General features: G+C 61.8%; 29 protein-coding genes. 20 read left to right on the top strand and 9 right to left on the bottom strand.

What is annotated here, in order from left to right:
* Positions 1-490 precede the first annotated feature (490 nt).
* The 5 genes from rpsL (at position 491) to QQS52_RS02730 (ending at position 6179) form a co-directional block, all read left to right on the top strand.
* Positions 491-862: a 30S ribosomal protein S12 gene (gene rpsL / locus QQS52_RS02750; RefSeq protein ID WP_070768184.1), complete on the top strand. Its 372-nt coding sequence runs from the start codon at positions 491-493 to the stop codon at positions 860-862.
* Positions 863-868: 6 nt separating this feature from the next.
* A complete protein-coding gene (gene rpsG, locus QQS52_RS02745; protein WP_070768185.1) occupies positions 869-1336 on the top strand; it encodes a 30S ribosomal protein S7 in 468 nt (155 codons plus the stop codon).
* A gap of 211 nt (positions 1337-1547) precedes the next feature.
* Positions 1548-3677, top strand: a complete 2130-nt coding sequence (gene fusA / locus QQS52_RS02740; protein ID WP_472772463.1) for an elongation factor G — start codon at positions 1548-1550, stop codon at positions 3675-3677.
* Positions 3678-4099: 422 nt separating this feature from the next.
* Positions 4100-5290: an elongation factor Tu gene (gene tuf, locus QQS52_RS02735; protein WP_472772462.1), complete on the top strand. Its 1191-nt coding sequence runs from the start codon at positions 4100-4102 to the stop codon at positions 5288-5290.
* A 151-nt stretch (positions 5291-5441) separates the two neighbouring features.
* Positions 5442-6179, top strand: coding sequence for a hypothetical protein (locus QQS52_RS02730; RefSeq protein ID WP_472772461.1), 738 nt, complete (start codon positions 5442-5444; stop codon positions 6177-6179).
* 33 nt (positions 6180-6212) lie between these two features.
* On the opposite strand, the gene amaP is transcribed toward QQS52_RS02730, so the two are convergent.
* The 6 genes from amaP to QQS52_RS02700 are packed head-to-tail and all read right to left on the bottom strand — an operon-like array spanning position 6213 to position 9329.
* A complete protein-coding gene (gene amaP / locus QQS52_RS02725; RefSeq protein ID WP_472772460.1) occupies positions 6213-6773 on the bottom strand; it encodes an alkaline shock response membrane anchor protein AmaP in 561 nt (186 codons plus the stop codon).
* Positions 6766-7341: a DUF6286 domain-containing protein gene (locus tag QQS52_RS02720; protein ID WP_472772459.1), complete on the bottom strand. Its 576-nt coding sequence runs from the start codon at positions 7339-7341 to the stop codon at positions 6766-6768. Before QQS52_RS02720 ends, amaP begins: the two co-directional genes overlap by 8 nt.
* Entirely contained in the window at positions 7331-8251 is a 921-nt protein-coding gene (locus tag QQS52_RS02715; RefSeq protein WP_472772458.1) for an Asp23/Gls24 family envelope stress response protein, read from the bottom strand. Before QQS52_RS02715 ends, QQS52_RS02720 begins: the two co-directional genes overlap by 11 nt.
* Positions 8251-8448 (bottom strand): hypothetical protein, encoded by a 198-nt coding sequence (locus QQS52_RS02710; RefSeq protein ID WP_472772457.1) that lies wholly within the window; start codon positions 8446-8448, stop codon positions 8251-8253. The genes QQS52_RS02715 and QQS52_RS02710 overlap by 1 nt, the downstream gene beginning before the upstream one ends.
* Positions 8449-8495: 47 nt before the next feature.
* Positions 8496-8879: a hypothetical protein gene (locus tag QQS52_RS02705; protein WP_472772456.1), complete on the bottom strand. Its 384-nt coding sequence runs from the start codon at positions 8877-8879 to the stop codon at positions 8496-8498.
* Positions 8880-8885: 6 nt separating this feature from the next.
* Positions 8886-9329, bottom strand: a complete 444-nt coding sequence (locus QQS52_RS02700; protein WP_472772547.1) for an Asp23/Gls24 family envelope stress response protein — start codon at positions 9327-9329, stop codon at positions 8886-8888.
* 809 nt (positions 9330-10138) lie between these two features.
* Here QQS52_RS02700 and rpsJ point away from each other — a divergent pair.
* The 14 genes from rpsJ to rplE all read left to right on the top strand — a co-directional run bounded on the left by rpsJ (position 10139) and on the right by rplE (position 16891).
* Positions 10139-10444 (top strand): 30S ribosomal protein S10, encoded by a 306-nt coding sequence (gene rpsJ / locus QQS52_RS02695; RefSeq protein ID WP_003848085.1) that lies wholly within the window; start codon positions 10139-10141, stop codon positions 10442-10444.
* A gap of 32 nt (positions 10445-10476) precedes the next feature.
* The gene (gene rplC, locus QQS52_RS02690) at positions 10477-11133 is read left to right on the top strand and encodes a 50S ribosomal protein L3 (RefSeq protein ID WP_070768194.1); all 657 of its coding nucleotides are present in this window, start codon (positions 10477-10479) and stop codon (positions 11131-11133) included.
* Entirely contained in the window at positions 11130-11795 is a 666-nt protein-coding gene (rplD, locus tag QQS52_RS02685; protein ID WP_448871544.1) for a 50S ribosomal protein L4, read from the top strand. Before rplC ends, rplD begins: the two co-directional genes overlap by 4 nt.
* Complete coding sequence (gene rplW, locus QQS52_RS02680; protein WP_070768196.1) at positions 11788-12090, top strand: 50S ribosomal protein L23; 303 nt, start codon at positions 11788-11790, stop codon at positions 12088-12090. The genes rplD and rplW overlap by 8 nt, the downstream gene beginning before the upstream one ends.
* Positions 12091-12118: 28 nt before the next feature.
* Complete coding sequence (rplB, locus tag QQS52_RS02675) at positions 12119-12955, top strand: 50S ribosomal protein L2 (RefSeq protein WP_472772455.1); 837 nt, start codon at positions 12119-12121, stop codon at positions 12953-12955.
* 13 nt (positions 12956-12968) lie between these two features.
* The gene (gene rpsS, locus QQS52_RS02670; protein WP_040084843.1) at positions 12969-13247 is read left to right on the top strand and encodes a 30S ribosomal protein S19; all 279 of its coding nucleotides are present in this window, start codon (positions 12969-12971) and stop codon (positions 13245-13247) included.
* Between the two features lie 3 nt (positions 13248-13250).
* Positions 13251-13613, top strand: a complete 363-nt coding sequence (gene rplV / locus QQS52_RS02665; protein ID WP_472772454.1) for a 50S ribosomal protein L22 — start codon at positions 13251-13253, stop codon at positions 13611-13613.
* The gene (rpsC, locus tag QQS52_RS02660; protein ID WP_472772453.1) at positions 13613-14359 is read left to right on the top strand and encodes a 30S ribosomal protein S3; all 747 of its coding nucleotides are present in this window, start codon (positions 13613-13615) and stop codon (positions 14357-14359) included. Before rplV ends, rpsC begins: the two co-directional genes overlap by 1 nt.
* Before the next feature lie 3 nt (positions 14360-14362).
* Positions 14363-14779, top strand: a complete 417-nt coding sequence (rplP, locus tag QQS52_RS02655) for a 50S ribosomal protein L16 (protein ID WP_070768200.1) — start codon at positions 14363-14365, stop codon at positions 14777-14779.
* Positions 14779-15009, top strand: coding sequence for a 50S ribosomal protein L29 (rpmC, locus tag QQS52_RS02650; protein ID WP_070768201.1), 231 nt, complete (start codon positions 14779-14781; stop codon positions 15007-15009). The genes rplP and rpmC overlap by 1 nt, the downstream gene beginning before the upstream one ends.
* Before the next feature lie 2 nt (positions 15010-15011).
* Complete coding sequence (rpsQ, locus tag QQS52_RS02645; RefSeq protein WP_472772452.1) at positions 15012-15320, top strand: 30S ribosomal protein S17; 309 nt, start codon at positions 15012-15014, stop codon at positions 15318-15320.
* A gap of 329 nt (positions 15321-15649) precedes the next feature.
* Positions 15650-16018: a 50S ribosomal protein L14 gene (gene rplN, locus QQS52_RS02640; RefSeq protein ID WP_290224700.1), complete on the top strand. Its 369-nt coding sequence runs from the start codon at positions 15650-15652 to the stop codon at positions 16016-16018.
* Positions 16019-16022: 4 nt separating this feature from the next.
* Entirely contained in the window at positions 16023-16337 is a 315-nt protein-coding gene (gene rplX, locus QQS52_RS02635) for a 50S ribosomal protein L24 (RefSeq protein ID WP_070768204.1), read from the top strand.
* A 2-nt stretch (positions 16338-16339) separates the two neighbouring features.
* Complete coding sequence (gene rplE, locus QQS52_RS02630) at positions 16340-16891, top strand: 50S ribosomal protein L5 (RefSeq protein ID WP_472772451.1); 552 nt, start codon at positions 16340-16342, stop codon at positions 16889-16891.
* Positions 16892-17227: 336 nt separating this feature from the next.
* Here the strand turns inward: rplE and QQS52_RS02625 are convergent, their stop codons facing one another.
* The 3 genes from QQS52_RS02625 to QQS52_RS02615 all read right to left on the bottom strand — a co-directional run bounded on the left by QQS52_RS02625 (position 17228) and on the right by QQS52_RS02615 (position 19088).
* Positions 17228-17554 carry a hypothetical protein gene (locus QQS52_RS02625; RefSeq protein ID WP_472772450.1) on the bottom strand — a complete coding sequence of 109 codons (327 nt, stop codon included), beginning with the start codon at positions 17552-17554 and terminating at the stop codon, positions 17228-17230.
* On the bottom strand, positions 17532-17984 hold the full coding sequence (locus QQS52_RS02620) for a hypothetical protein (RefSeq protein ID WP_472772449.1): 453 nt from the start codon (positions 17982-17984) through the stop codon (positions 17532-17534). Before QQS52_RS02620 ends, QQS52_RS02625 begins: the two co-directional genes overlap by 23 nt.
* Before the next feature lie 447 nt (positions 17985-18431).
* The gene (locus QQS52_RS02615) at positions 18432-19088 is read right to left on the bottom strand and encodes a hypothetical protein (protein ID WP_472772448.1); all 657 of its coding nucleotides are present in this window, start codon (positions 19086-19088) and stop codon (positions 18432-18434) included.
* Positions 19089-19564: 476 nt separating this feature from the next.
* Here QQS52_RS02615 and QQS52_RS02610 point away from each other — a divergent pair, with 476 nt between their 5' ends.
* Entirely contained in the window at positions 19565-20350 is a 786-nt protein-coding gene (locus QQS52_RS02610) for a formate/nitrite transporter family protein (RefSeq protein ID WP_472772447.1), read from the top strand.
* Positions 20351-20384: the final 34 nt, after the last annotated feature.

Genomic DNA, 20384 nt, shown 5'->3' with positions numbered 1-20384 from the left:
GCCCAGGGGTGGGCGAAGTAAAAAGCGCTTTCGATGGACAACATAGCTGTAATTTCGACGGTGTGAGTTAGCCAAAACTCCATATATTCCGGTGTTGTATCCCACGCCCACAACATGTTGTGGTTTTGGGCTAGAGTTCGCTGCGTGAACTAGGGGCCATGTAGTGGCCGTGACGTTCGTCCCAGACATGCGTTCGACCTACCCTATCGGTGGGGAGGGGAAAGTTCCGTGGACTTTGTCACTAGACTTTCGGTCCGGTGGGCCACAAAATTTTCGGCCCGGCGGTGATTTTTCTTTTTGGCGTGTTATCCGGTAAGGTTCCAAAGGTCTCGTCGTATACGTGCGACGACGAAGTCTGATCCTTAAACTGGCCGCGGCTAGGGTGAGGTTCTGGACGTGCGGCAGGGCCCCGGAAAAGAGCCCTCATTTTTGCATGTTTAGTCCTCTTGTCCGGCGGCCGACCGTAGAAGTCAACAGAAAGACTGAAAATATGCCAACTATTCAACAGCTGGTCCGCAAGGGCCGCCACAGCAAGCGCGGCGAGGTGTCCACCGCTGCGCTGAAGGGCTCCCCGCAGCGTCGTGGCGTGTGCACCCGCGTGTACACCACCACGCCGAAGAAGCCGAACTCGGCACTGCGTAAGGTCGCCCGTGTTCGTCTGACCTCCGGCATCGAGGTTTCCGCCTACATCCCGGGTGAGGGCCACAACCTGCAGGAGCACTCCATGGTGCTGGTGCGTGGTGGTCGTGTGAAGGACCTTCCGGGTGTCCGCTACAAGATTATCCGTGGCGCGCTGGATACCCAGGGCGTCAAGGACCGTAAGCAAGCTCGTTCCCGTTACGGCGCGAAGAAGGGACAGTAATAAAAAATGCGTAAGAATGCTGCTCCGAAGCGTCCGGTTGTAAAGGATCCCGTTTACCAGTCTGAGCAGGTTACTCAGCTGGTCAACAAGGTCCTTAAGGACGGTAAGAAGTCGACCGCAGAGCGTATCGTCTACGGTGCGCTGGAAATGTGCCGCGAGAAGACCGGTACCGAGCCGGTTGACACGCTGGAAAAGGCTCTGGGCAACATCCGCCCGGATCTCGAGGTTCGCTCCCGCCGTGTCGGTGGCGCTACCTACCAGGTGCCGGTGGAGGTCCGCCCGGGCCGCGCCAACACCCTGGCCCTGCGTTGGCTGGTGACGTTTACCCGCCAGCGTCGTGAGAACACCATGATTGAGCGTCTGGCCAATGAGATCCTGGACGCCTCCAATGGTCTGGGTGCTTCCGTGAAGCGTCGCGAAGACACCCACAAAATGGCCGAGGCCAACCGCGCCTTCGCCCACTACCGCTGGTAATTTCCAGCAGACTGCACGCACATGCCCGAGTAACGACAACCTAGTTTTCGCGCCGTCGCACGGCGCCCATAACTTGATAATCGTTGCTCGGGCATTTGTCTCGCAGGCCACTTTGGGTGTTTTAGGCGCCCATGTGCTGCTAAAGCGGCTTATTAGTGGCACAATTGACCGAGAACTATCCGTTTAACGACTATGAGTTGGGGTAAAGACTGTGGCACAAGAAGTGCTTAAGGATCTGAAAAAGGTCCGCAACATCGGCATCATGGCCCACATCGATGCTGGTAAGACCACCACGACCGAACGTATCTTGTTCTACACCGGTATTAACCGCAAGGTAGGCGAGACCCACGATGGTGCCTCCACGACTGACTGGATGGAGCAGGAGAAGGAGCGCGGCATCACCATTACGTCCGCGGCCGTCACCTGTTTCTGGGAAGGCAACCAGATCAACATCATCGACACCCCGGGCCACGTGGACTTCACCGTTGAGGTGGAGCGTTCCCTGCGTGTTCTGGACGGCGCCGTCGCCGTCTTCGACGGTAAGGAAGGTGTCGAGCCGCAGTCCGAGCAGGTGTGGCGTCAGGCCGCTAAGTACGACGTTCCGCGTATCTGCTTCGTCAACAAGATGGACAAGCTGGGCGCTGACTTCTACTTCACCGTGCAGACCATCATCGACCGCCTGGGTGCTAAGCCGTTGGTCATGCAGCTGCCGATCGGTGCTGAGGATGACTTCGACGGCGTCGTCGACCTGCTCGAGATGAAGGCCATCACCTGGCGCGGCAAGGTCGAGACCGGTGCTGAGCCGACCATCGAGGAGATCCCGGACGACCTCAAGGACCGCGCCGCCGAGTACCGCGAGAAGCTCGTCGAGGCGGTCGCTGAGTCCGACGAGGAGCTGATGGAGAAGTACTTCGGTGGCGAGGAACTGACCATTGAGGAGCTCAAGGCCGGCATCCGTAAGCTGACCATCAACTCCGAGGTTTACCCGGTCCTGTGCGGTACTGCTTACCGCAACAAGGGTGTCCAGCCGCTGCTGGACGCCGTCGTTGACTACCTGCCGACCCCGATGGACGTCGGCGAGGTGCACGGCCACGCCGTGGGCAACGAGGACGAGGACATGACTCGTAAGCCGTCCAAGGACGAGCCGTTTTCCGGTCTGGCCTTCAAGATTGCTGCCCACCCGTTCTTTGGTCAGCTGACCTTCGTGCGCGTCTACTCCGGTCGCGTGGCCCCGGGCGACGAGGTTATCAACTCCACCAAGGGTAAGAAGGAGCGCATCGGCAAGATCTTCCAGATGCACGCCAACAAGGAAAACCCGGTGGATGAGGCCGTGGCCGGCAACATCTACGCCATCATTGGCCTGAAGGACATCACCACCGGTGACACCCTGTGTGCCAAGGATGCCCCGATCATCCTGGAGTCCATGGACTTCCCGGATCCGGTTATCAAGGTCTCCATTGAGCCGAAGACCAAGGCCGACCAGGAGAAGCTGGGTACCGCTATCCAGAAGCTGGCGGACGAGGACCCGACCTTCACCGTCGAACTGGACGAAGAGTCCGGCCAGACCGTCATCGGCGGCATGGGCGAGCTCCACCTGGACGTCCTGGTCGACCGCATGAAGCGCGAGTTCAAGGTCGAGGCCAACATTGGTAACCCGCAGGTCGCTTACCGCGAGACCATTAAGAAGCCGGTGAAGTCCCTGGACTACACCCACAAGAAGCAGACCGGTGGTTCCGGCCAGTTCGCAAAGGTCATCGTCTCCATCGAGCCGTACAACCCGGACCCGGAGACCCTGGAAGAGGGCGAGAACCCGCAGTACCTGTTCGTCAACGAGGTCACCGGTGGCCGTATTCCGAAGGAATACATCCCGTCCGTCGACGCTGGTATCCAGGACGCTATGCAGTACGGCTACGTGGCAGGCTTCCCGCTGGTCAACATCAAGGCCACCCTGGAAGACGGCGCCTACCACGACGTGGACTCCTCGGAGATGGCGTTCAAGCTGGCCGGCTCCCAGGTCCTGAAGGAGGCCGTCGCCAAGGCGAAGCCTACCCTGCTCGAGCCGCTGATGGCCGTCGAGGTCGTCACCCCGGAGGAGTACATGGGCACCGTCAATGGTGACATCAGCTCCCGCCGTGGCCAGGTCTACGCTATGGAAGACCGCGCCGGCGCCAAGGTGGTCAAGGCCAAGGTCCCGCTGTCCGAGATGTTCGGCTACATCGGCGACCTGCGTTCCTCGACCGCCGGCCGTGCGAACTTCACCATGGTCTTCGACTCCTACGCTGAGGTTCCCTCCAGCGTGGCCCAGGAGATCATCGCTGAGCGCACCGGCAACGCCAACTAGGGGTATCCACCCCGACAATCACTTGGGGTTTTCTGACCCCAAAATCCTAGGAAGCTTGCGCGTTTGGTATTCTGCGCTAGGGAATGCCAGATCCTTCCTAGGAACTAGGTTGGGTCGGTAGCGGTCGAGCTGAGCTTTGTAACTCCGCAGTGTAAACACCGCGACATTGCAGGCTGAGCCGGCCGTTACCGCTCACCTAGGATCCGCAAAGATTCTTGTCGAGAGATAACGTCCGCACTAACTTCCGCGGACAGACTTCCCGCAAGGGCGGTTTGAAATATCCGCGGCATAAATCTAGGATCGTGTAACTGGCACGTAAAGAAAGCGTCATAAGCACGCGGTTACAACCCACGTGCCTATGGCAACTGTCAACCACGTGGCTGCGAAGGTCGTAGCCACCATATAGTCCAGGAGGACATACAGTGGCAAAGGAGAAGTTCGAGCGTTCGAAGCCGCACGTTAATATCGGCACCATCGGACACGTCGACCACGGCAAGACCACCACCACCGCAGCGATCACCAAGGTGCTGGCTGACGAGTACCCGGAAGAGAACACCGCTTTCGCTTTCGACATGATCGATAAGGCTCCAGAGGAGAAGGAGCGCGGTATTACCATCAACATCTCCCACGTTGAGTACTCCACCCCGAAGCGCCACTACGCACACGTGGACGCCCCGGGCCACGCCGACTACATCAAGAACATGATTACCGGCGCTGCTCAGATGGACGGTGCTATCCTTGTCGTCGCCGCTACCGACGGCCCGATGCCGCAGACCCGCGAGCACGTTCTGCTGGCTCGCCAGGTTGGCGTTCCGTACATCCTCGTTGCACTGAACAAGTGCGACATGGTCGATGATGAGGAAATCATCGAGCTGGTCGAGATGGAGATCCGCGAGCTGCTGGGCGAGCAGGACTTCGACGAGGAAGCTCCGATCGTTCACATCTCCGCTCTGAAGGCTCTCGAGGGCGACGAGAAGTGGGTTAAGTCCATCGTCGAATTGATGGATGCCTGCGACGAGTCCATCCCGGATCCGGAGCGCGAGACCGACAAGCCGTTCCTGATGCCGATCGAGGACATCTTCACCATTACCGGCCGCGGCACCGTCGTGACCGGCCGTGTTGAGCGTGGCCGTCTCGAGGTCAACGAGGACGTCGAGATCATCGGTATCAAGGACAAGTCCATGTCCACCACCGTCACCGGTATCGAGATGTTCCGCAAGATGATGGACTACACCGAGGCTGGCGACAACTGTGGTCTGCTGCTGCGTGGTACCAAGCGCGAAGAGGTCGAGCGTGGCCAGGTTGTCATCAAGCCGGGCGCTTACACCCCGCACACCAAGTTCGAGGGTTCCGTCTACGTCCTGAAGAAGGAAGAGGGTGGCCGCCACACCCCGTTCATGGACAACTACCGTCCGCAGTTCTACTTCCGCACCACCGACGTCACCGGCGTCATCAAGCTGCCGGAAGGCACCGAGATGGTCATGCCGGGCGACAACGTTGAGATGAGCGTTGAGCTGATCCAGCCGGTCGCTATGGACGAGGGCCTGCGCTTCGCTATCCGCGAGGGCTCCCGCACCGTCGGCGCCGGCCGCGTTACCAAGGTCATCGAGTAATCGATACCCCTAACGCGCCGCGCTAAGGCGTAATAGATTGAGCCGCTTCTCCTTTTGGGGAGGCGGCTTTTTCGCGTCTTCGGGCTGGCCGCGTCCCGCGCCGAGGGTGGTCGGGGCAGGCGTATTCGCGCGGTGTAATAGAGTTGGACGGGTGCATGATCCAACTCGTATTGAAAAGACCTTGGGCGCGCTCCAGGAGGCCTGGGAGGGCCGGCCGGAGTCGCCTCTGGCCACCATCTTTGCGCAGCTAGCCGAGCGGGGGATTGGCTGGGGCACCAGAGACGAGGACCTAGTTTCTGCGTTGGAGGAGATGTCCCGGGAGCGGCCCGCCCTGCTACCTACCGAGGGCGGAGTGGCTCAGGGCTGTTGGCTGGTCTCCACGCAGGCGCCCACCGCGCGCGTGTTGGTCTACCCGGAGCGTATAGTCGTGCGTTCCTTCCGGGATAAAGGCGGGCAGGCGCGCGCCCTGCAGCCGGTGGTTTGGGACTATTCCCGCCTGCGCCCTACCGGGCCGGCGCGTCCGCTGGTGGTGGCAGACGCCGAGGGCATAGAGCACCGCCTGGGCGTGTGCGAGTCCCTTAAGCGGGTGGACGACAAAGAGATTGTCAAGGCGCGGGAACTGCTTTCCTCGGCGACGCGGGAGAAGCCCCTGCGGCGCCGGGACGTGGGGGATGTGGTCTGGGTGATTAAGACCAACCAGGGCGAGACGCTGGTGCTAGGCCATGGCCTGCGGGTCTATTCCGCTGGTCGCCGGGACCTGCAACAGCGGAGCCTTAGGTGGGAGAAGATAGAACAATGCCGCCCGGGCGAGCAGATGGTTGTCTGCCTGCCGGGCGGCGAGGTGGCGCGCTTCGGCGCCATCGAGCACGTGCTCATCGCGGAGTGTTAGGGCCGCCGCCAGCGGCCCTCGGCCCGCGGCTGGTTAGCGCGCCTTCAGCTTGGAGTAGTGGAGCTTGTACGTGGTGTCCACGTCCATCTCCGGGAACGCCAGGCGGAAGTCGCTCTCGCACTGCTCGATTTCTGCGCGCAGGTCCGCCAGGGGTTTTTCCGCGCTGCTGATGACGGTGTAGGCGATGGTGGGCCGCTTCCGGTCATAGGTCACGCGGCGGTCCACGGCTTCCACGCCGTCGAGGTTTTCCAGGGCGCTGGCGATGCCCCCGGCAATCGGGTTCATCGACATGGTCACCTGGCCTTCGTCGTTGGAGGCCGAGGAGGTCAGCTTGTTGAAGCGGTGCGGGCGGGAGTTCGCCACGATGATCCACAGGCCTAGGATGAAGGCCACGACGGCCGTGCCGGCCAGGACGTAGACCCACCAGGACTGCTCACTGAGGCTGCCCCAGACGTCGTGGTTGACCCATTCGGCGGCCTGGTTGGCGAAGCTGACGTCGAAGTGCATCAGGATGGGCCACAGGCCTAGCACGACGAGGACGACGCCCAGCAGGAAAAACAGTAGGCGGTCGACGGTAGCTAGTGCTCTAGACATTGGTTTCGACCTCCTGGACCGGCTCGACGGCCACGCTGACCCGCGGGGTGGACGCCAGCGTCTGCAGTGCTTGGCTAACGGCCTCCTCCACGCGCGGGGCCAGCGCCGGGTCTTCGGTGTCGCCGTTGACAGTTATCTTGACGTTATTGTCCGTGGCCTGGGTGCGGGCGGCCGCAACGCCCGGGACCTGGCGGGCCACCGCACTGGAGCGGCGGGCCACGTCGACGGCGCGGAGCCAGACCGAGGACCGCTCGGACTCGAGGCGCAGGTGGGTCTTCCGGCGCGGCTTGAAGGCCACGATGAGAAAGATAAGACCCACCACGATAGCGGCCACGCCGGCCCAGATCATCCAGGTCTCCAGGTTCTCCCGGGCCACCAGGTCGGTGACCGGGGTGACCCAGGAGCTGGCGTTGGCTTCCGTGGCCACGAGCCAGGTTTCCCGGCCGGCCACGACGGCCAGCGCGAGCAACAACAGGCCCAGGAAGATGGCCCAGCCGCGCGCGGCGGGGGAGGCCTTGGGCTGCTGGCCCAGGCCGACGATTTCCTTGTTATCGGAATTAGCGGACATCGTAGCCTCCCTTCTGTGTTTGCAGGTGGGACGCCTTCCGGCGGGTAAGGAACGGAATGATTTTGGGGCTGCGGACCTTCAGTGGCGTGACCTCGATCTGGCGCAGCGGCTCCGGGCGGGGCGCGTGGACGTGCGCCGGCGACGGATTGGCGGGCCGGATCTCAATCCGGCGCAGCGGCTCGCTGGACGCGGTGTGCACCGGGCGCGGCTGGTGTTCGAAGGCTTCGCCGTGGGCGCGCAAGCGTGCCGGGGCAGGCGCCTGCACCGAGCGCGGGGTGACCGGCGCCGGGGTGACCGGGCTGGTAACCCGTGGCTGGCGCGGCTGCGCAATCTGGCGCGGGCGGAACGGGGAGGCGTCCGCAGACACGGAACGCACCTCCGGCTCGCTGCCGGGGTCGATGGAACGCAGGCGGACCGGCTCAGGGGAGTGGATCTCCGCGAGCTTGTTGATGCCGCGGACCGTCTCCGGCTGCCAGATTCGGTGCGGGTTGACCTGCGGGCTGAACGCCGCGGCGTGCGGGCGGGCGGCAACGCTGGTCGGGGCGATGCGCTCGCCCGGGACCACGGTGCCTACGGAGACGTTGACCCGCGTGGTCTCGTAGTCCGTGTAGGTGTGCGCGGCCTCGGCGATAGCGGCACGGACTTGCTCCGCCACCTGGGTCACGGGCGCGGGCCAGGTCACCGCGATGGAAGCCTCCACCGCGAGAACGCGGCGGTAGGAATCTACCTGGGTGTGCACGCGCGGGAAACCGCGGCCGGCGATACCGGCGAGCTTCGAGTCCACGTCGCAGGTTCCGGGCACGGAACGGATGGCTGCCGTGACCAACTTGTCAAAAGTGCGGATGGAGATATCCGTCGCGCCAGCGCTGTCCGCCCCGGCCCCAGTGGGGTTGTTCGGGGTGTCGGTCATTAGCCTTGGCCCTTGTCTTTGCCGATGATGTTGTACCAGATTTCGGAAAGATTGATGCGGCCATCAAAGTGTGCGCCGATGACACCGCCGATGGCGCCGAACAGGAGCACAAGCAGCACCAGGGGCAGGTTGCCCAGAATGATGGCGAAGGCCAAAACAACACCGGCGACGATGCCGTAAGTGGTGTAGTTGTTCATAGGTTTACCCTTCGTTGGGAATTTAAGAAGTCGGGCGGGTCGCTCGTCTACGAGGTCGGGCCAGGGGCCGGTTGGGCGACGGAAGAGTCCGCCTTCGCTACAGCGGAAGCGTTCGCGACGGCATCCGCGATGCGCACGTCGACGCGTTGCAGCTCAGGAACGGTCTCCCGGGCCTTATCGCGCACGCGGTCGGCCAAATCGTGGAGATCTGTGGTGCCGGAGAGATCCGCAACCACCTGGATTTCGATCTCGGTGTCGTCGCGCTGGTGCAGTTGGCGGATCCCCGGGACGCGTTGGCCCGGGAAATACAGAGAGACTTCCCCGAAGCGTCCGCCGAAGAGCTCGGCGACGCCGGGAAGTCCTGCCAGTGCTGCAGCTAGCCCTTGGGCCTGGTCTGCCTCTAAGAGGAAGCGAGAACGGGGGCTGGGCATAATTTACTACGCCTGGTTGCCAGCGATGGCCTGCTGCTCGTGGTCGTCGTTGTCTTCCTCCGGCAGCTTAACGTCGTGGACGATGACGTCGACGCGCTCAACGTTGAGGCCCGTCATGCGCTCCACGGCGTTCATGATGTTGCGGCGGATGGCCTCGGCCAGCTCATGGATAGCCACGCCGTACTCGGCGATGATGGCGACCTCGACGGAAGCGGTGCCCTCGGAAACCTCGACGGACACGCCCTGGCGGACGTCCTCGGAAGCGCCGAAGGACTCGCGGATGGAGCCCAGCATGCGGGCGCCACCGCCACCCAGGGCGGAAACGCCGGAGACCTCGCGGGCGGCTATACCGGAGATCTTGGCAACGACGTCGTCGTCAATGGTGGTGGTGCCGTACTCGGTCTCCAGGTTGGAGTTCACCTTGCGCTGGGAGACCTCCTCGCCGCCAATCTTCTGGGCCGGGGCGTTCTGGGAAGCGGAATCCTGCACCTTGGTCACGTTAGTCTGGGTCTCGTTGGCCGAGTTGGTGTTGGAGTTCTTGCCGGAGTTTGCGGTGTTGTTAGCCACAGCTATTTCCCTTTCAATAATGGGGTTTTACTTACGACCCAAAGTATACGGAGATTCCACGGAACCGGCTCGTTATTAATGCAGGCATAGGGAGATCTTTATGCAAAGGTGATTATTAGCACTGTTTGGGGCAGTGGTTTGGAAAAAGTGAGTCTACGTGCTTTAATACAGGGGTTGCTTTAACACGGCAGCGTGTCCTCTGGACTGAAGGAAAGGCCGCGGTAGGAAACTACGGCAGGGCTTCTGGAAGGAATGAAGGAAGACGCTGGCGCTGGTAAGGCGAACATGACGCTTTCGCATAGGGCCTGCTTCGGCAGGTGCTAACGAAGGTCTAAGGATCGGGCTAGGTCCGCGTTTGAGCAGAGACATCCCGAGAATTAGAACCGGAGAAGGGGCATGGCAAATAAACAGCGGCAGTATAGTAAATCGGTTCGGATTGCCACGTGTAATGCGTGAAAACCGTCCTCGAGTAGCTTGAATTGACTTCGGGTCTTGTACCCCGAAAAGAAGTCGGCGCCTGTTTTTGTCAGGCCGAGCACTTCTTCGTCGTCATGGCAGTCAAGACAACTGGCGTTGCGCCCAGGCCCCTGGCCCGGACAACGTTATAGAGAAATCGAGAAGCAAGTTTCCACCGCTTCACGCCCCGGAAGAACCGGGTATGTGAAAGTGGGAAAGCGAGAAAGAGGATAAGCGTGGCGGGACAAAAAATCCGCATTCGGCTGAAGGCCTATGACCACGAGGCTATCGACGCTTCTGCCAAGAAGATCGTCGAAACTGTCACCCGCACGGGTGCCCGTGTCGTTGGCCCGGTGCCGCTGCCGACCGAAAAGAACGTATACGCCGTTATTCGTTCTCCACACAAGTACAAGGACTCTCGCGAGCACTTCGAAATGCGCACCCACAAGCGCCTGATCGACATTCTCGACCCGACGCCGAAGACCGTTGACGCCCTGATGCGCATCGATCTTCCGGCAAGTGTCGACGTGAACATTCAGTGATCGACGAATAGAACTTTGGTGGAGAAATACTAATGAGTGAAAACGAGATCAAGGGCATTCTGGGCCGCAAGCTCGGCATGACCCAGGTCTTTGACGAGGAGAATCGCGTTGTGCCGGTCACCGTCGTCGAGGCTGGGCCGTGCGTTGTCACCCAGATTCGTACCGTAGAAACCGATGGCTACAACGCCATCCAGATCGCCTTCGGCGACATGGATCCCCGCAAGGCTAAGAAGCCGGCCGCTGGCCACTTCAAGAAGGCTGGCGTGACCCCGCGTCGCCACGTGGCCGAGATCCGCATGGACGACACCTCCGCTTACGAGGTCGGCCAGGACGTGACCGTTGAGATCTTCGAAGGCGTTGACTTCGTAGATGTCACCGGCACCACCAAGGGGCACGGCTACGCCGGCGCTATGAAGCGCCACGGCTTCGCCGGCCAGGGCGCTGCCCACGGTAACCAGGCTGCTCACCGCCGCGTCGGCGGTATCGGCGGCGCTGCTACCCCGGGCCGCGTCTTCAAGGGTAAGCGCATGGCTGGCCGTATGGGCCAGGACCGCGTTACCACGCAAAACCTGAAGGTTCAGAAGATCGATGCCGAGTCCAACCTGCTGCTCATCAAGGGTGCTATCCCGGGTGTACGCGGCGGACTCGTCACCGTTAAGACCGCAGTGAAGGGCGGTGCACACGCATGAGCAACCTTAAGCTAGACGTTCAGACCGCCGAGGGTAAGACCAACGGCTCCGTGGAGCTGCCGGCTGAAATCTTTGACACCGAAGCATCGATCGCTTTGATGCACCAGGTCGTCACCGCTCAGCTGGCTGGCGCCCGTCAGGGCACCCACGCCACCAAGACCCGCGGCGATGTCCGCGGCGGTGGCCGCAAGCCGTTCCGCCAGAAGGGCACCGGCCGAGCTCGTCAGGGCTCCATCCGCGCCCCGCACTACACTGGCGGCGGCACCGTGCACGGTCCCCAGCCGCGTAACTACGCGCAGCGTACCCCGAAGAAGATGATCAAGGCTGCTCTCTTCGGCGCACTGTCCGACCGTGCTCGCAACGAGCGCATCCACGTCATCGAAGAGCTGGTTCCGGGCCAGAAGCCGTCCACCAAGTCGGCTAAGGCCTTCCTCGAGCGCCTGACCGACCGCAAGAACGTGCTGCTGGTCATCGGCCGCGAGGACCTGAACGCTCGCCGCAGCGCCAACAACCTGGAAAACGTCCACATCCTGGACGCTGGCCAGCTGAACACCTACGACGTCCTGAACGCGGACGACGTTGTGTTCTCCGTTGAGGCTCTGCATACCTTCGTCAACCGTGTCAACGGCGCTGACGAGGCCAAGGAGGTCAACAATGGCTAAGACCGTTAACCCGCGCGATATCATCATCGCCCCGGTCGTCTCTGAAAAGTCCTACGGCCTGATGGAGCAGAACGTCTACACGTTCTTCGTCGCCAAGGACTCTAACAAGACCCAAATCAAAGATGCCGTAGAGCAGATCTTCGGCGTGAAGGTCGACTCCGTCAACACCGTTAACCGCGAGGGCAAGCTGAAGCGCACCCGCACCGGTTTCGGCCGACGCAAGTCCACCAAGCGCGCCTACGTGACGCTCCGTGAGGGCAGCGACTCCATCGACATCTTCGGCGCTGGCGCCTAAGAGGGAAGTCGAGAAGTAAGGAAGAATTATGGCTATTCGTAAGTACAAGCCGACAACTCCGGGTCGCCGCGCATCCTCCGTGTCTAAGTTCGAGGAAATCACTCGTTCTACTCCGGAGAAGTCCCTGCTGCGTCCCCTGAGCAAGACCGGCGGCCGTAACAACTACGGTCGCATCACCACCCGCCACATCGGCGGTGGTCACAAGCGCCGTTACCGTCTGATCGACTTCCGTCGTAACGACAAGGACGGAATCCCGGCAAAGGTCGCTCACATCGAGTACGACCCGAACCGCACCGCAAACATCGCTCTGCTCCACTACGTGGACGGCGAGAAGCGCTACATCATCGCACCGAAGGGCCTGAAGCAGGGCACCATGGTCGAGTCTGGCGCCAACGCCGATATCAAGACCGGTAACAACTTGCCGCTGCGCAACATCCCGACCGGTACCATCATCCACGCTGTAGAGCTGAAGCCGGGCGCCGGCGCTAAGCTAGCCCGCTCCGCTGGTGCTTCCATCCAGCTGCTGGGTAAGGAAGGCAAGTACGCAGTCCTGCGTATGCCGTCTTCCGAAATCCGCCGCGTGGACATCCGCTGCCGCGCTACCGTCGGTGAGGTCGGCAACGCTGACCAGATGAACATCCGTTGGGGCAAGGCCGGCCGTCTGCGTTGGAAGGGCGTTCGCCCGACCGTCCGTGGTGTTGTTATGAACCCGGTCGACCACCCGCACGGTGGTGGTGAGGGTAAGACTTCCGGTGGTCGCCACCCGGTTTCCCCGTGGGGCCAGAAGGAAGGCCGTACCCGCAACCCGAACCGTTACTCCAACAACATGATCGTGCGCCGTCGTCGCCCGAACAAGAAGAGCTAAGAGGAGGTAAAAAATGCCACGCAGCCTAAAGAAGGGCCCCTTCGTCGATGAGCACCTCCTCAACAAGGTAGATGCTCAGAACGAGGCAGGCACCAAGCAGGTCATCAAGACCTGGTCCCGCCGTTCGACCATTTTGCCGGACTTCATTGGCCACACCTTCGCCGTCCACGACGGCCGGAAGCACGTGCCGGTGTTTGTCGACGACTCCATGGTCGGCCACAAACTGGGCGAGTTCGCCCCCACCAAGACCTTTAAGGGTCACGTCAAGGATGACAAGAAGGGACGTCGATAAGCGATGAGTGACACCATCACCAACGCCAGCGCTACGGCCCGTTACGTCCGCGTAGCCCCGATGAAGGCGCGCCGCGTTATCGACCTGGTACGCGGTAAGTCCGTATCCGAGGCACTGGCTATCCTGAAGTACGCCCCGCAGGGCGCTGCTAAGCCGGTCGCTAAGGTCGTTGCCTCGGCTGCCGCTAACGCTGAGAACAACTTCGGGCTCGACCCGAAGACCCTGGTCATCTCCGAGGCGTACGCCAACGAGGGTCCGACCATGCGTCGTTTCCAGCCGCGCGCCCAGGGCCGCGCATTCATGATCCGTAAGCGCACCAGCCACATCACCGTGGTGGTCGAGAGCCAGCAGGAAGGGGCCAAGTAATGGGCCAGAAAATCCATCCTCACGGCCTACGTTTGGGCATCACTTCCGACTGGAAGACCCACTGGTACGCCGATAAGGACGACTACGCAAAGTACGTAGCCGAAGACATCAAGATCCGCGAGTACCTGTCGACGGGTCTCGAGCGCGCCGGCATCGCCGACGTCGTTATCGAGCGCACCCGTGACCGCGTCCGCGTCGACATTCACACCGCCCGCCCGGGCATCGTGATCGGTCGCCGCGGTGCTGAGGCCGACCGAATCCGCCGTGGGCTGGAAAAGCTCACCGGCAAGATGGTTGCCCTCAACATCCTCGAGGTCAAGCAGATCGACGCCAACGCTACCTTGGTTGCTCAGTCCATCGCTGAGCAGCTGGTCAACCGCGTTGCGTTCCGCCGCGCTATGCGCAAGGCTATCCAGTCCGCTATGCGCCAGCCGCAGGTCAAGGGCATCAAGGTCCTCTGCTCTGGTCGTCTGGGCGGCGCTGAAATGTCCCGCACCGAGCGCTACCACGAAGGCCGCGTTCCGCTGCACACCCTGCGTGCGGAAATCGACTACGGCACCGCAGAGGCCCACACCACCTTCGGCCGCATCGGCATCAAGGTGTGGATCTACAAGGGTGACGTTGTCGGCGGCGTACGCGAATCCGAACTGAACGCTCCGGCGCAGGGCCGCGGCCGCGACCGTGGTGGTCGTTCCCGCCGTGGCGGCCAGCGCCGTCAGCGCGCACAGCAGAAGCAGGAGGGCTAATCCATGCTGATTCCTAAGCGCGTCAAGTACCGTCGTCAGCACCGCCCGGGTCGGCGCGGTGTCTCCAAGGGCGGTAACCGCATCAACTTCGGTGATTACGCCATCCAGGCTCTGGAGCCGGCGTACATCACCAACCGTCAGATTGAGGCCGCACGTATTGCCATCAACCGCCACGTCAAGCGCGGCGGCAAGGTCTGGATCAACATCTTCCCGGACCGTCCGTTGACCCAGAAGCCGCTCGGCGTTCGTATGGGTTCCGGTAAGGGTCCAGTCGAAAAGTGGGTGGCTAACGTCAAGCCAGGCCGCGTTCTTTTCGAGATGAGCTACCCGACCGAGGCCACCGCTATCGAGGCTCTGCGCCGTGCCGGCCAAAAGCTTCCGTGCAAGGTCCGCATCATCAAGAAGGAGGACCAGTTCTAATGGCTACCGGTACCCCCGCCCACGAGTTCCGCGAGCTCGACAACTCCGAGCTGGAAAATCGCCTGAAGGATGCGAAGGAAGAGCTGTTCAACCTCCGTTTCCAAAAGGCAACTGGCCAGCTGACCAACAACCGCCGCGTCAGCGTTGTAAAGCGCGACATCGCTCGCATTTACACCGTTCTGCGTGAGCGCGAGTTGGGCCTGTCCGTTGCTCCGGGAGCTGAGGCCTAATCATGAGTGAGGCAAACGTGACTGAATCCAAGAAACAACCGACTCCGAAGAAGGAGAAGGAAAAGGGCGCCCGCAAGGTCCGCACCGGCTACGTGGTTTCTGACAAGATGCAGAAGACTATTGTCGTCGAGCTCGAAGACCGCAAGCAGCACGCCCTGTACGGCAAGATCATGCGCTCCAACTCCAAGGTGAAGGCGCACGACGAAGACGAGATCGCCCGCGTCGGCGACCGCGTCCGCATCGCCGAGACCCGCCCGCTGTCCAAGGACAAGCACTTCCGTCTCGTCGAGATCGTCGAGAAGGCTAAGTAAAACCCAGCCCTTTCGCGATTAAGCTATTAAGCCCCGCAGCAACCATTTGGTTGGCTGCGGGCTTTTTCTATGCCCGGCCCCCGCACCTGCACAAACGGACCGGCGGAGTGTTACATAATGAAAAGATGAGGGATTTGAGTTAAGAGGCCGGCATGTGGTTGAATATTAGGGTTGCTAAAAGCTTGGTCGGCGCGCGGTGCGTTCCGAACCGCAGCCCCGAGACCCCTCGACATGTTCGTTGCAAGGCTTTAGCTCCAATCATGTAAGTAGACCAGGTGTGGCAAGGACGGAAATCTTGTCGCACGTTAATCCAGGTCAGGAGACCCATAGTGATTCAGCAAGAATCGCGCCTGCGCGTCGCCGATAACTCGGGTGCACGAGAGCTGCTCGTCATCCGCCCACTCGGTGGCTCCGTACGCCGCTTCGCTGGCATCGGTGACGTCGTCGTCGCCACTGTCAAGGAAGCCGTACCAGGCGGCAACGTTAAAGAAGGTGACATCGTCAAGGCCGTCATCGTCCGTGCCAAGAAGGAAACCCGTCGTCCGGACGGCTCCTACATCCGCTTTGATGAGAACGCTGCTGTCATCCTGAAGGGTGAAAGCGAGCCCCGCGGTACCCGTATCTTCGGGCCGGTCGCTCGTGAGCTGCGCGACAAGCGCTTCATGCGCATCGTTTCTCTCGCCCCGGAGGTGATCTAGTCTTATGAAGATTCATAAGGGAGATATGGTCGTTGTCATCTCGGGCCCGGATAAGGGTGCCCAGGGCAAGGTCATCGAGGCCTACCCGAAGCGCGAGAAGGTCCTCGTCGAGGGCGTCAACCGCATCAAGAAGCACGTCGCCAACTCCGCTACCGAGCGCGGTGCTGAGTCCGGCGGAATCGTGACCCAAGAGGCTCCGATCCACGTGTCCAACGTTGCGATCCTGGACTCCGAGGGCAAGCCGACCCGCGTGGGCTACCGTTTCGACGAAAACGGCAAGAAGGTCCGTATCGCGCGTAGCAACGGGAAGGACATCTAAACATGAGCGAGAACTACACCCCGCGCCTGAAGGCGCGCTACCGCGACGAAATCAAGAACACCCTCAACGAGGAGTTCCACTACGACAACGTCATGCAGATTCCGGGCGTGACCAAAGTTGTCGTCAACATGGGCGTCGGCGACGCTGCCCGTGACTCCAAGCTGATCAACGGTGCACTGGAAGACTTGGCCCTCATCACCGGCCAGAAGCCGCAGCTGCGCCGCGCACGCAAGTCCATCGCAAACTTCAAGCTGCGCGAGGGTATGCCGATCGGCGCCCGCGTCACCCTGCGTGGCGACCGCATGTGGGAGTTCCTGGACCGCCTGCTGACCATCGCGCTGCCGCGTATTCGCGACTTCCGCGGTCTGTCTGATCAGCAGTTCGACGGTCACGGCAACTACACCTTCGGCCTGTCCGAGCAGTCCATGTTCTACGAGATCGACATCGACAAGATGGATCGCCCGCGTGGTATGGACATCACGGTCGTGACCACCGCTACCAACGATGACGAGGGCCGCAAGCTCCTGCGCGAGCTGGGCTTCCCGTTCAAGTAAGGTAGCAAGCCGAGCTCCCAGCCGAGCCAAGGCTAGGAATTCGCGCTAAGCAAGACCCCGGCGGGTACTAACACGAAGTACCGGCTGGGGTTCTTCTCTGTCTTCTGTCTTTGTTGACTCTGTTCCTCTCTCAGTTGACGCCCCGGTTCCACCGCGATGCGTAGCAGAGTTCTGTGCGCTCTGCGGTGTATCCGAGATATAAGGTCGCTTAGAAAGCTTCATAGCCGCCTGCTGAGTGTCGGCGGCTGCTTACGGGCGCTGAGCTGGGCATAGAAAAGCTCCCGCAGTCACCGAGCTGGTGAGTACGGGAGCTTTAGCATTTACGGCTTCGCGTAATTAGGCGAAGAACTTGCGACGGGCCACGAAGGCGGCGGCGCCTGCCATGGCGACGCCGGCTAGGGCGATGAGGCCGCGTGCCACAGTGTTGGAGCCGGTCTCAGCGGCCATGCCGCGCGGGGCGGTGGCGGTGTCCTGAGCGGTGCCGAAACTCTGGGCGCCGGCGTAGGCGGCCTCGTCCAGCTTGCCGCCCTGGGCGATGACCTTGTCCTTGTTAGTGGCCAAAAGTTCCTCGGAGGCGGCCTTTTCTTCTGTGGTCGGCTGCTCGTTCACGCGGGACTTGTCCTGGGTGTAGGTCTTGCCGTCATGCATCAGGTACCAGGTCACGCCGCCGATGATGAGGTGCCGGCAGGGCCAGCCAAGCCAGCTTGGAGTAGTCCTTTTCTCCCTCTGCCTGCTGCTTGTTGTACTCGGCCAGCATGGCATCGGAAGCGGCGCGCATCTCGCCGGCGATCGGCTCGTTGACCTTGGTCAGATCGTCGACGTAGCCGCGCTTGTCCTGGGTGGACTGGTACCAGGTGGTGCCCTCTTCCTCGATGGTGGCTGGGCCGGGGGTGCCCTCGTTTTTCCGCGGGGTGCCTTCCTCGCCGGCGTCACCGGATTCGTCTTCGGAGGTGAAGTCGTTTTCTTCGCGCCACTCATTCAGGGCATTGTCGAGCTCGGTACCGGTCAGTTCGGTGGCATCCTCGCCGAAACCGGAGGCGTACTTGCCCTGGGCGTTCTTGTAGTACTCCGTGCCATCGACGGTGAGCGACATGGGTATTCCTGGGCCTGAGCGACGACGGTGCCGCCCAGGGTAAGAGCTGCGGCTAGGATGCCGTCGGTCAGGGGCGGGTGAGCTTCTGTATGAGAGGTTCTCCTTGAGAGTGATGGGACTAGGCGCCAACTTCGAATAGAGGACCATGGCGCCATCGAAATTGAGATTACCCCCAATAGTCACTTTTGCCACAACAAGTAACAATTGTCTCTTCAGTAACTTTGAGTGCTTCGGCACAATTTGGGGTTCAAAAGGGTAGACAGGGTTCGGGGTGAATATGCTCGGGACTGGGTAAATCTCCAGCTAGGTAGTGGATCGAACAGCTTTCGGCGTGTAGGACCCGTATCGCCCCAGCGTAAAAGTATTAGTCAAGACCCCCTTCCTTCGCTGGGGGTAAATTTCGGGGGTATAGATAATAGCGCCGGTACGGGTCGCGGCGCGCTGCCGCTACACCGAGGCAGGGTCTTTGCCCGGGTAGGGCACGGGCTGGACCCCGTCCGGGGAGACCTGGTCCGGCGCATGGTTGCCGGCGTCGGGGCTGACCACGGGCTCCGGCCGCCAGCCCACCACCGCGTTGCGGACGGCCGGCTGCCACAGGTTGGCGGGCTGGATGCAGCTGATGGTCAACAGGCGCCCGGGCTGGGGGCCGTCACCCCACACGGCGGTATCGTCAGTTAGGCCACCCTTGTCGAGGTCGTGGGGGTCGGTTGCTGTATAGACCAGCCAGTCGTCGCCGGAGGACTCCGTGCGCAGATAGAGGTTGTCGAAGACCCCGGACACACCCGCGCCCGTGTGACCGGCGACCACCACGAGGTCCTCGGCGGTGGTGCCGGGCAGGGAATAGGGGCGGTCATCCGCGGTATACGTGCACGCGGTGTCCATGTTTTCCGGATCGATGGCGCCGTCCGTGACTCGGCAGGGCTCCGCGTCGAAGTTAGCGTGAATGCCTACCGCCGGCACGTACATCTCCTGCGCTGGGGACGGGGCGATAGCCGGGGGCTGACTTGCGTGAGCTAACAGCTGTGGGGCCTGAGTGATCTCCTCCGGGGTGTCGACGGTGTGCTGGATTGAGAAGATTAGCGCGACCGTAGCGACGCGGACCACGCGCGGAGCAATCCGGGCCGGACCTTGGCTTGGCTAGTGTTGGCTTCCCCGCTAACCGGCGCGGCCGCGGCAGCCTCCTGCTGCGGCGGGAAAGCCAAAGGGTGCTGCCGCGGGGCGGTGTCCGCGCTCCGGCGAGGGCTTGTGGCTTCCGGGCGCGGGCGGGCGGTGGAGCGTGAATCCGGGCGGGCAGCGTCGTCCCGGGCCTGTAAGGCGGCCCAGGCGCTGGTGTGTGGGTGGCTCGGCATCGAGGTGGTTCCGAAAGGGGGAAAGGCGGGGAGGGGAAAGGGGGGCGGCGGTGGGGGCGGGGGAACGAATATACACAACCATAGTGTCTGGAGTGATGGGAGTTGCAAAAGACACGGTTGGGGTGATGGGAAACTTGCTGCCTGATTATGCAACTGCTGTATAGAGCCTTAGAATTTTATGCGTACTAGGCCCGCGTGGCCCCTTCCGCGTAACCGCAGTAAAGGAAATCAATGTCGTTGAATGATTCGGCCGCCGCGGCCGTCAATAAGAAAGTGACCCTGCTGGATAAATCCTTCAGCAGGTTCGCGGGCCGCTCCACCCTGGCAGGCGTGTACTTGACCGTGGGTGCGGCCTTCGCCGGTGTCGTGGGTAACTCGGTGGAGCAGCTCGCTCCCGGCTTGGGAACCCCAGTCTTTGCCATGCTCTTCGGCCTGGGCCTGTTCGCCATCGTGGTGCTCGGCGCTGACCTGGCCACCGGCAACATGATGTATATGGTCTACGGCGCGGTCAACAAGCAGGTCTCGTGGGGCAAGGGCCTCTGGCTGCTCATCGTAACGACCTTTTTCAATCTGGTGGGGGTCATCCTGTTTGCCGCGGCCATGGGCATGTCGGCGAAATTCTCCGGCATGGATCCCACCCACCTCATCGTCACCCTGTCCGAGGGCAAGCTGACCAAGTCCCCGCAGGGCATGTTCGTTGAGGCCATCCTGGCCAACTTCGTGGTCAACATGGCCATCGTGGGCGGCATCTTCGCCAAGGAGGTCGTCTCCAAGTTCTTCATGATCGTGCCGATCATCGCCTGCTTCGTGGGCCTGGGCCTCGAGCACGTTATTGCTAACTTCTGCCTCTTCCTGCTCACCGCCTTCGGTTCGGATCCGCTCCCGGTCGCGCTGACCATCGGCAACGTCGCGCTCAACTGGACCCTGGTCTGGCTGGGTAACTTGGTCGGCGGCGGCTTCCTCATCGGCGGCGTCTACGCCTGGCTGAACAACGGCCCCGTGGAATACCGCGACTAATCCCCGCCGAGGGATGGGAAACTCAGACCTTTTG

The organism is Corynebacterium sp. 1103A (genome assembly GCF_055700955.1).
Note: the sequence above shows the minus strand (reverse complement) of the source record. Positions and strands in the feature narration are given on the sequence as shown.

Bases quoted from the DNA above. Each gene is read 5' to 3' on its own strand.
- rpsG (WP_070768185.1), top strand. From the start codon at position 869: ATGCGTAAGAATGCTGCTCCGAAGCGTCCGGTTGTAAAGGATCCCGTT.
- rpsQ (WP_472772452.1), top strand. From the start codon at position 15,012: ATGAGTGAGGCAAACGTGACTGAATCCAAGAAACAACCGACTCCGAAG.
- rpsS (WP_040084843.1), top strand. From the start codon at position 12,969: ATGCCACGCAGCCTAAAGAAGGGCCCCTTCGTCGATGAGCACCTCCTC.
- amaP (WP_472772460.1), bottom strand. From the start codon at position 6,773: ATGTCTAGAGCACTAGCTACCGTCGACCGCCTACTGTTTTTCCTGCTG.
- rplX (WP_070768204.1), top strand. From the start codon at position 16,023: ATGAAGATTCATAAGGGAGATATGGTCGTTGTCATCTCGGGCCCGGAT.
- rpsL (WP_070768184.1), top strand. From the start codon at position 491: ATGCCAACTATTCAACAGCTGGTCCGCAAGGGCCGCCACAGCAAGCGC.
- QQS52_RS02620 (WP_472772449.1), bottom strand. From the start codon at position 17,984: ATGTCGCTCACCGTCGATGGCACGGAGTACTACAAGAACGCCCAGGGC.
- rplP (WP_070768200.1), top strand. From the start codon at position 14,363: ATGCTGATTCCTAAGCGCGTCAAGTACCGTCGTCAGCACCGCCCGGGT.
- QQS52_RS02705 (WP_472772456.1), bottom strand. From the start codon at position 8,879: ATGCCCAGCCCCCGTTCTCGCTTCCTCTTAGAGGCAGACCAGGCCCAA.
- rplW (WP_070768196.1), top strand. From the start codon at position 11,788: ATGGCTAAGACCGTTAACCCGCGCGATATCATCATCGCCCCGGTCGTC.
- QQS52_RS02610 (WP_472772447.1), top strand. From the start codon at position 19,565: ATGTCGTTGAATGATTCGGCCGCCGCGGCCGTCAATAAGAAAGTGACC.
- rpmC (WP_070768201.1), top strand. From the start codon at position 14,779: ATGGCTACCGGTACCCCCGCCCACGAGTTCCGCGAGCTCGACAACTCC.
- rplE (WP_472772451.1), top strand. From the start codon at position 16,340: ATGAGCGAGAACTACACCCCGCGCCTGAAGGCGCGCTACCGCGACGAA.
- QQS52_RS02720 (WP_472772459.1), bottom strand. From the start codon at position 7,341: ATGTCCGCTAATTCCGATAACAAGGAAATCGTCGGCCTGGGCCAGCAG.
- QQS52_RS02710 (WP_472772457.1), bottom strand. From the start codon at position 8,448: ATGAACAACTACACCACTTACGGCATCGTCGCCGGTGTTGTTTTGGCC.
- rplD (WP_448871544.1), top strand. From the start codon at position 11,130: ATGAGCAACCTTAAGCTAGACGTTCAGACCGCCGAGGGTAAGACCAAC.
- rplC (WP_070768194.1), top strand. From the start codon at position 10,477: ATGAGTGAAAACGAGATCAAGGGCATTCTGGGCCGCAAGCTCGGCATG.
- QQS52_RS02715 (WP_472772458.1), bottom strand. From the start codon at position 8,251: ATGACCGACACCCCGAACAACCCCACTGGGGCCGGGGCGGACAGCGCT.
- rplB (WP_472772455.1), top strand. From the start codon at position 12,119: ATGGCTATTCGTAAGTACAAGCCGACAACTCCGGGTCGCCGCGCATCC.
- rplV (WP_472772454.1), top strand. From the start codon at position 13,251: ATGAGTGACACCATCACCAACGCCAGCGCTACGGCCCGTTACGTCCGC.
- rpsC (WP_472772453.1), top strand. From the start codon at position 13,613: ATGGGCCAGAAAATCCATCCTCACGGCCTACGTTTGGGCATCACTTCC.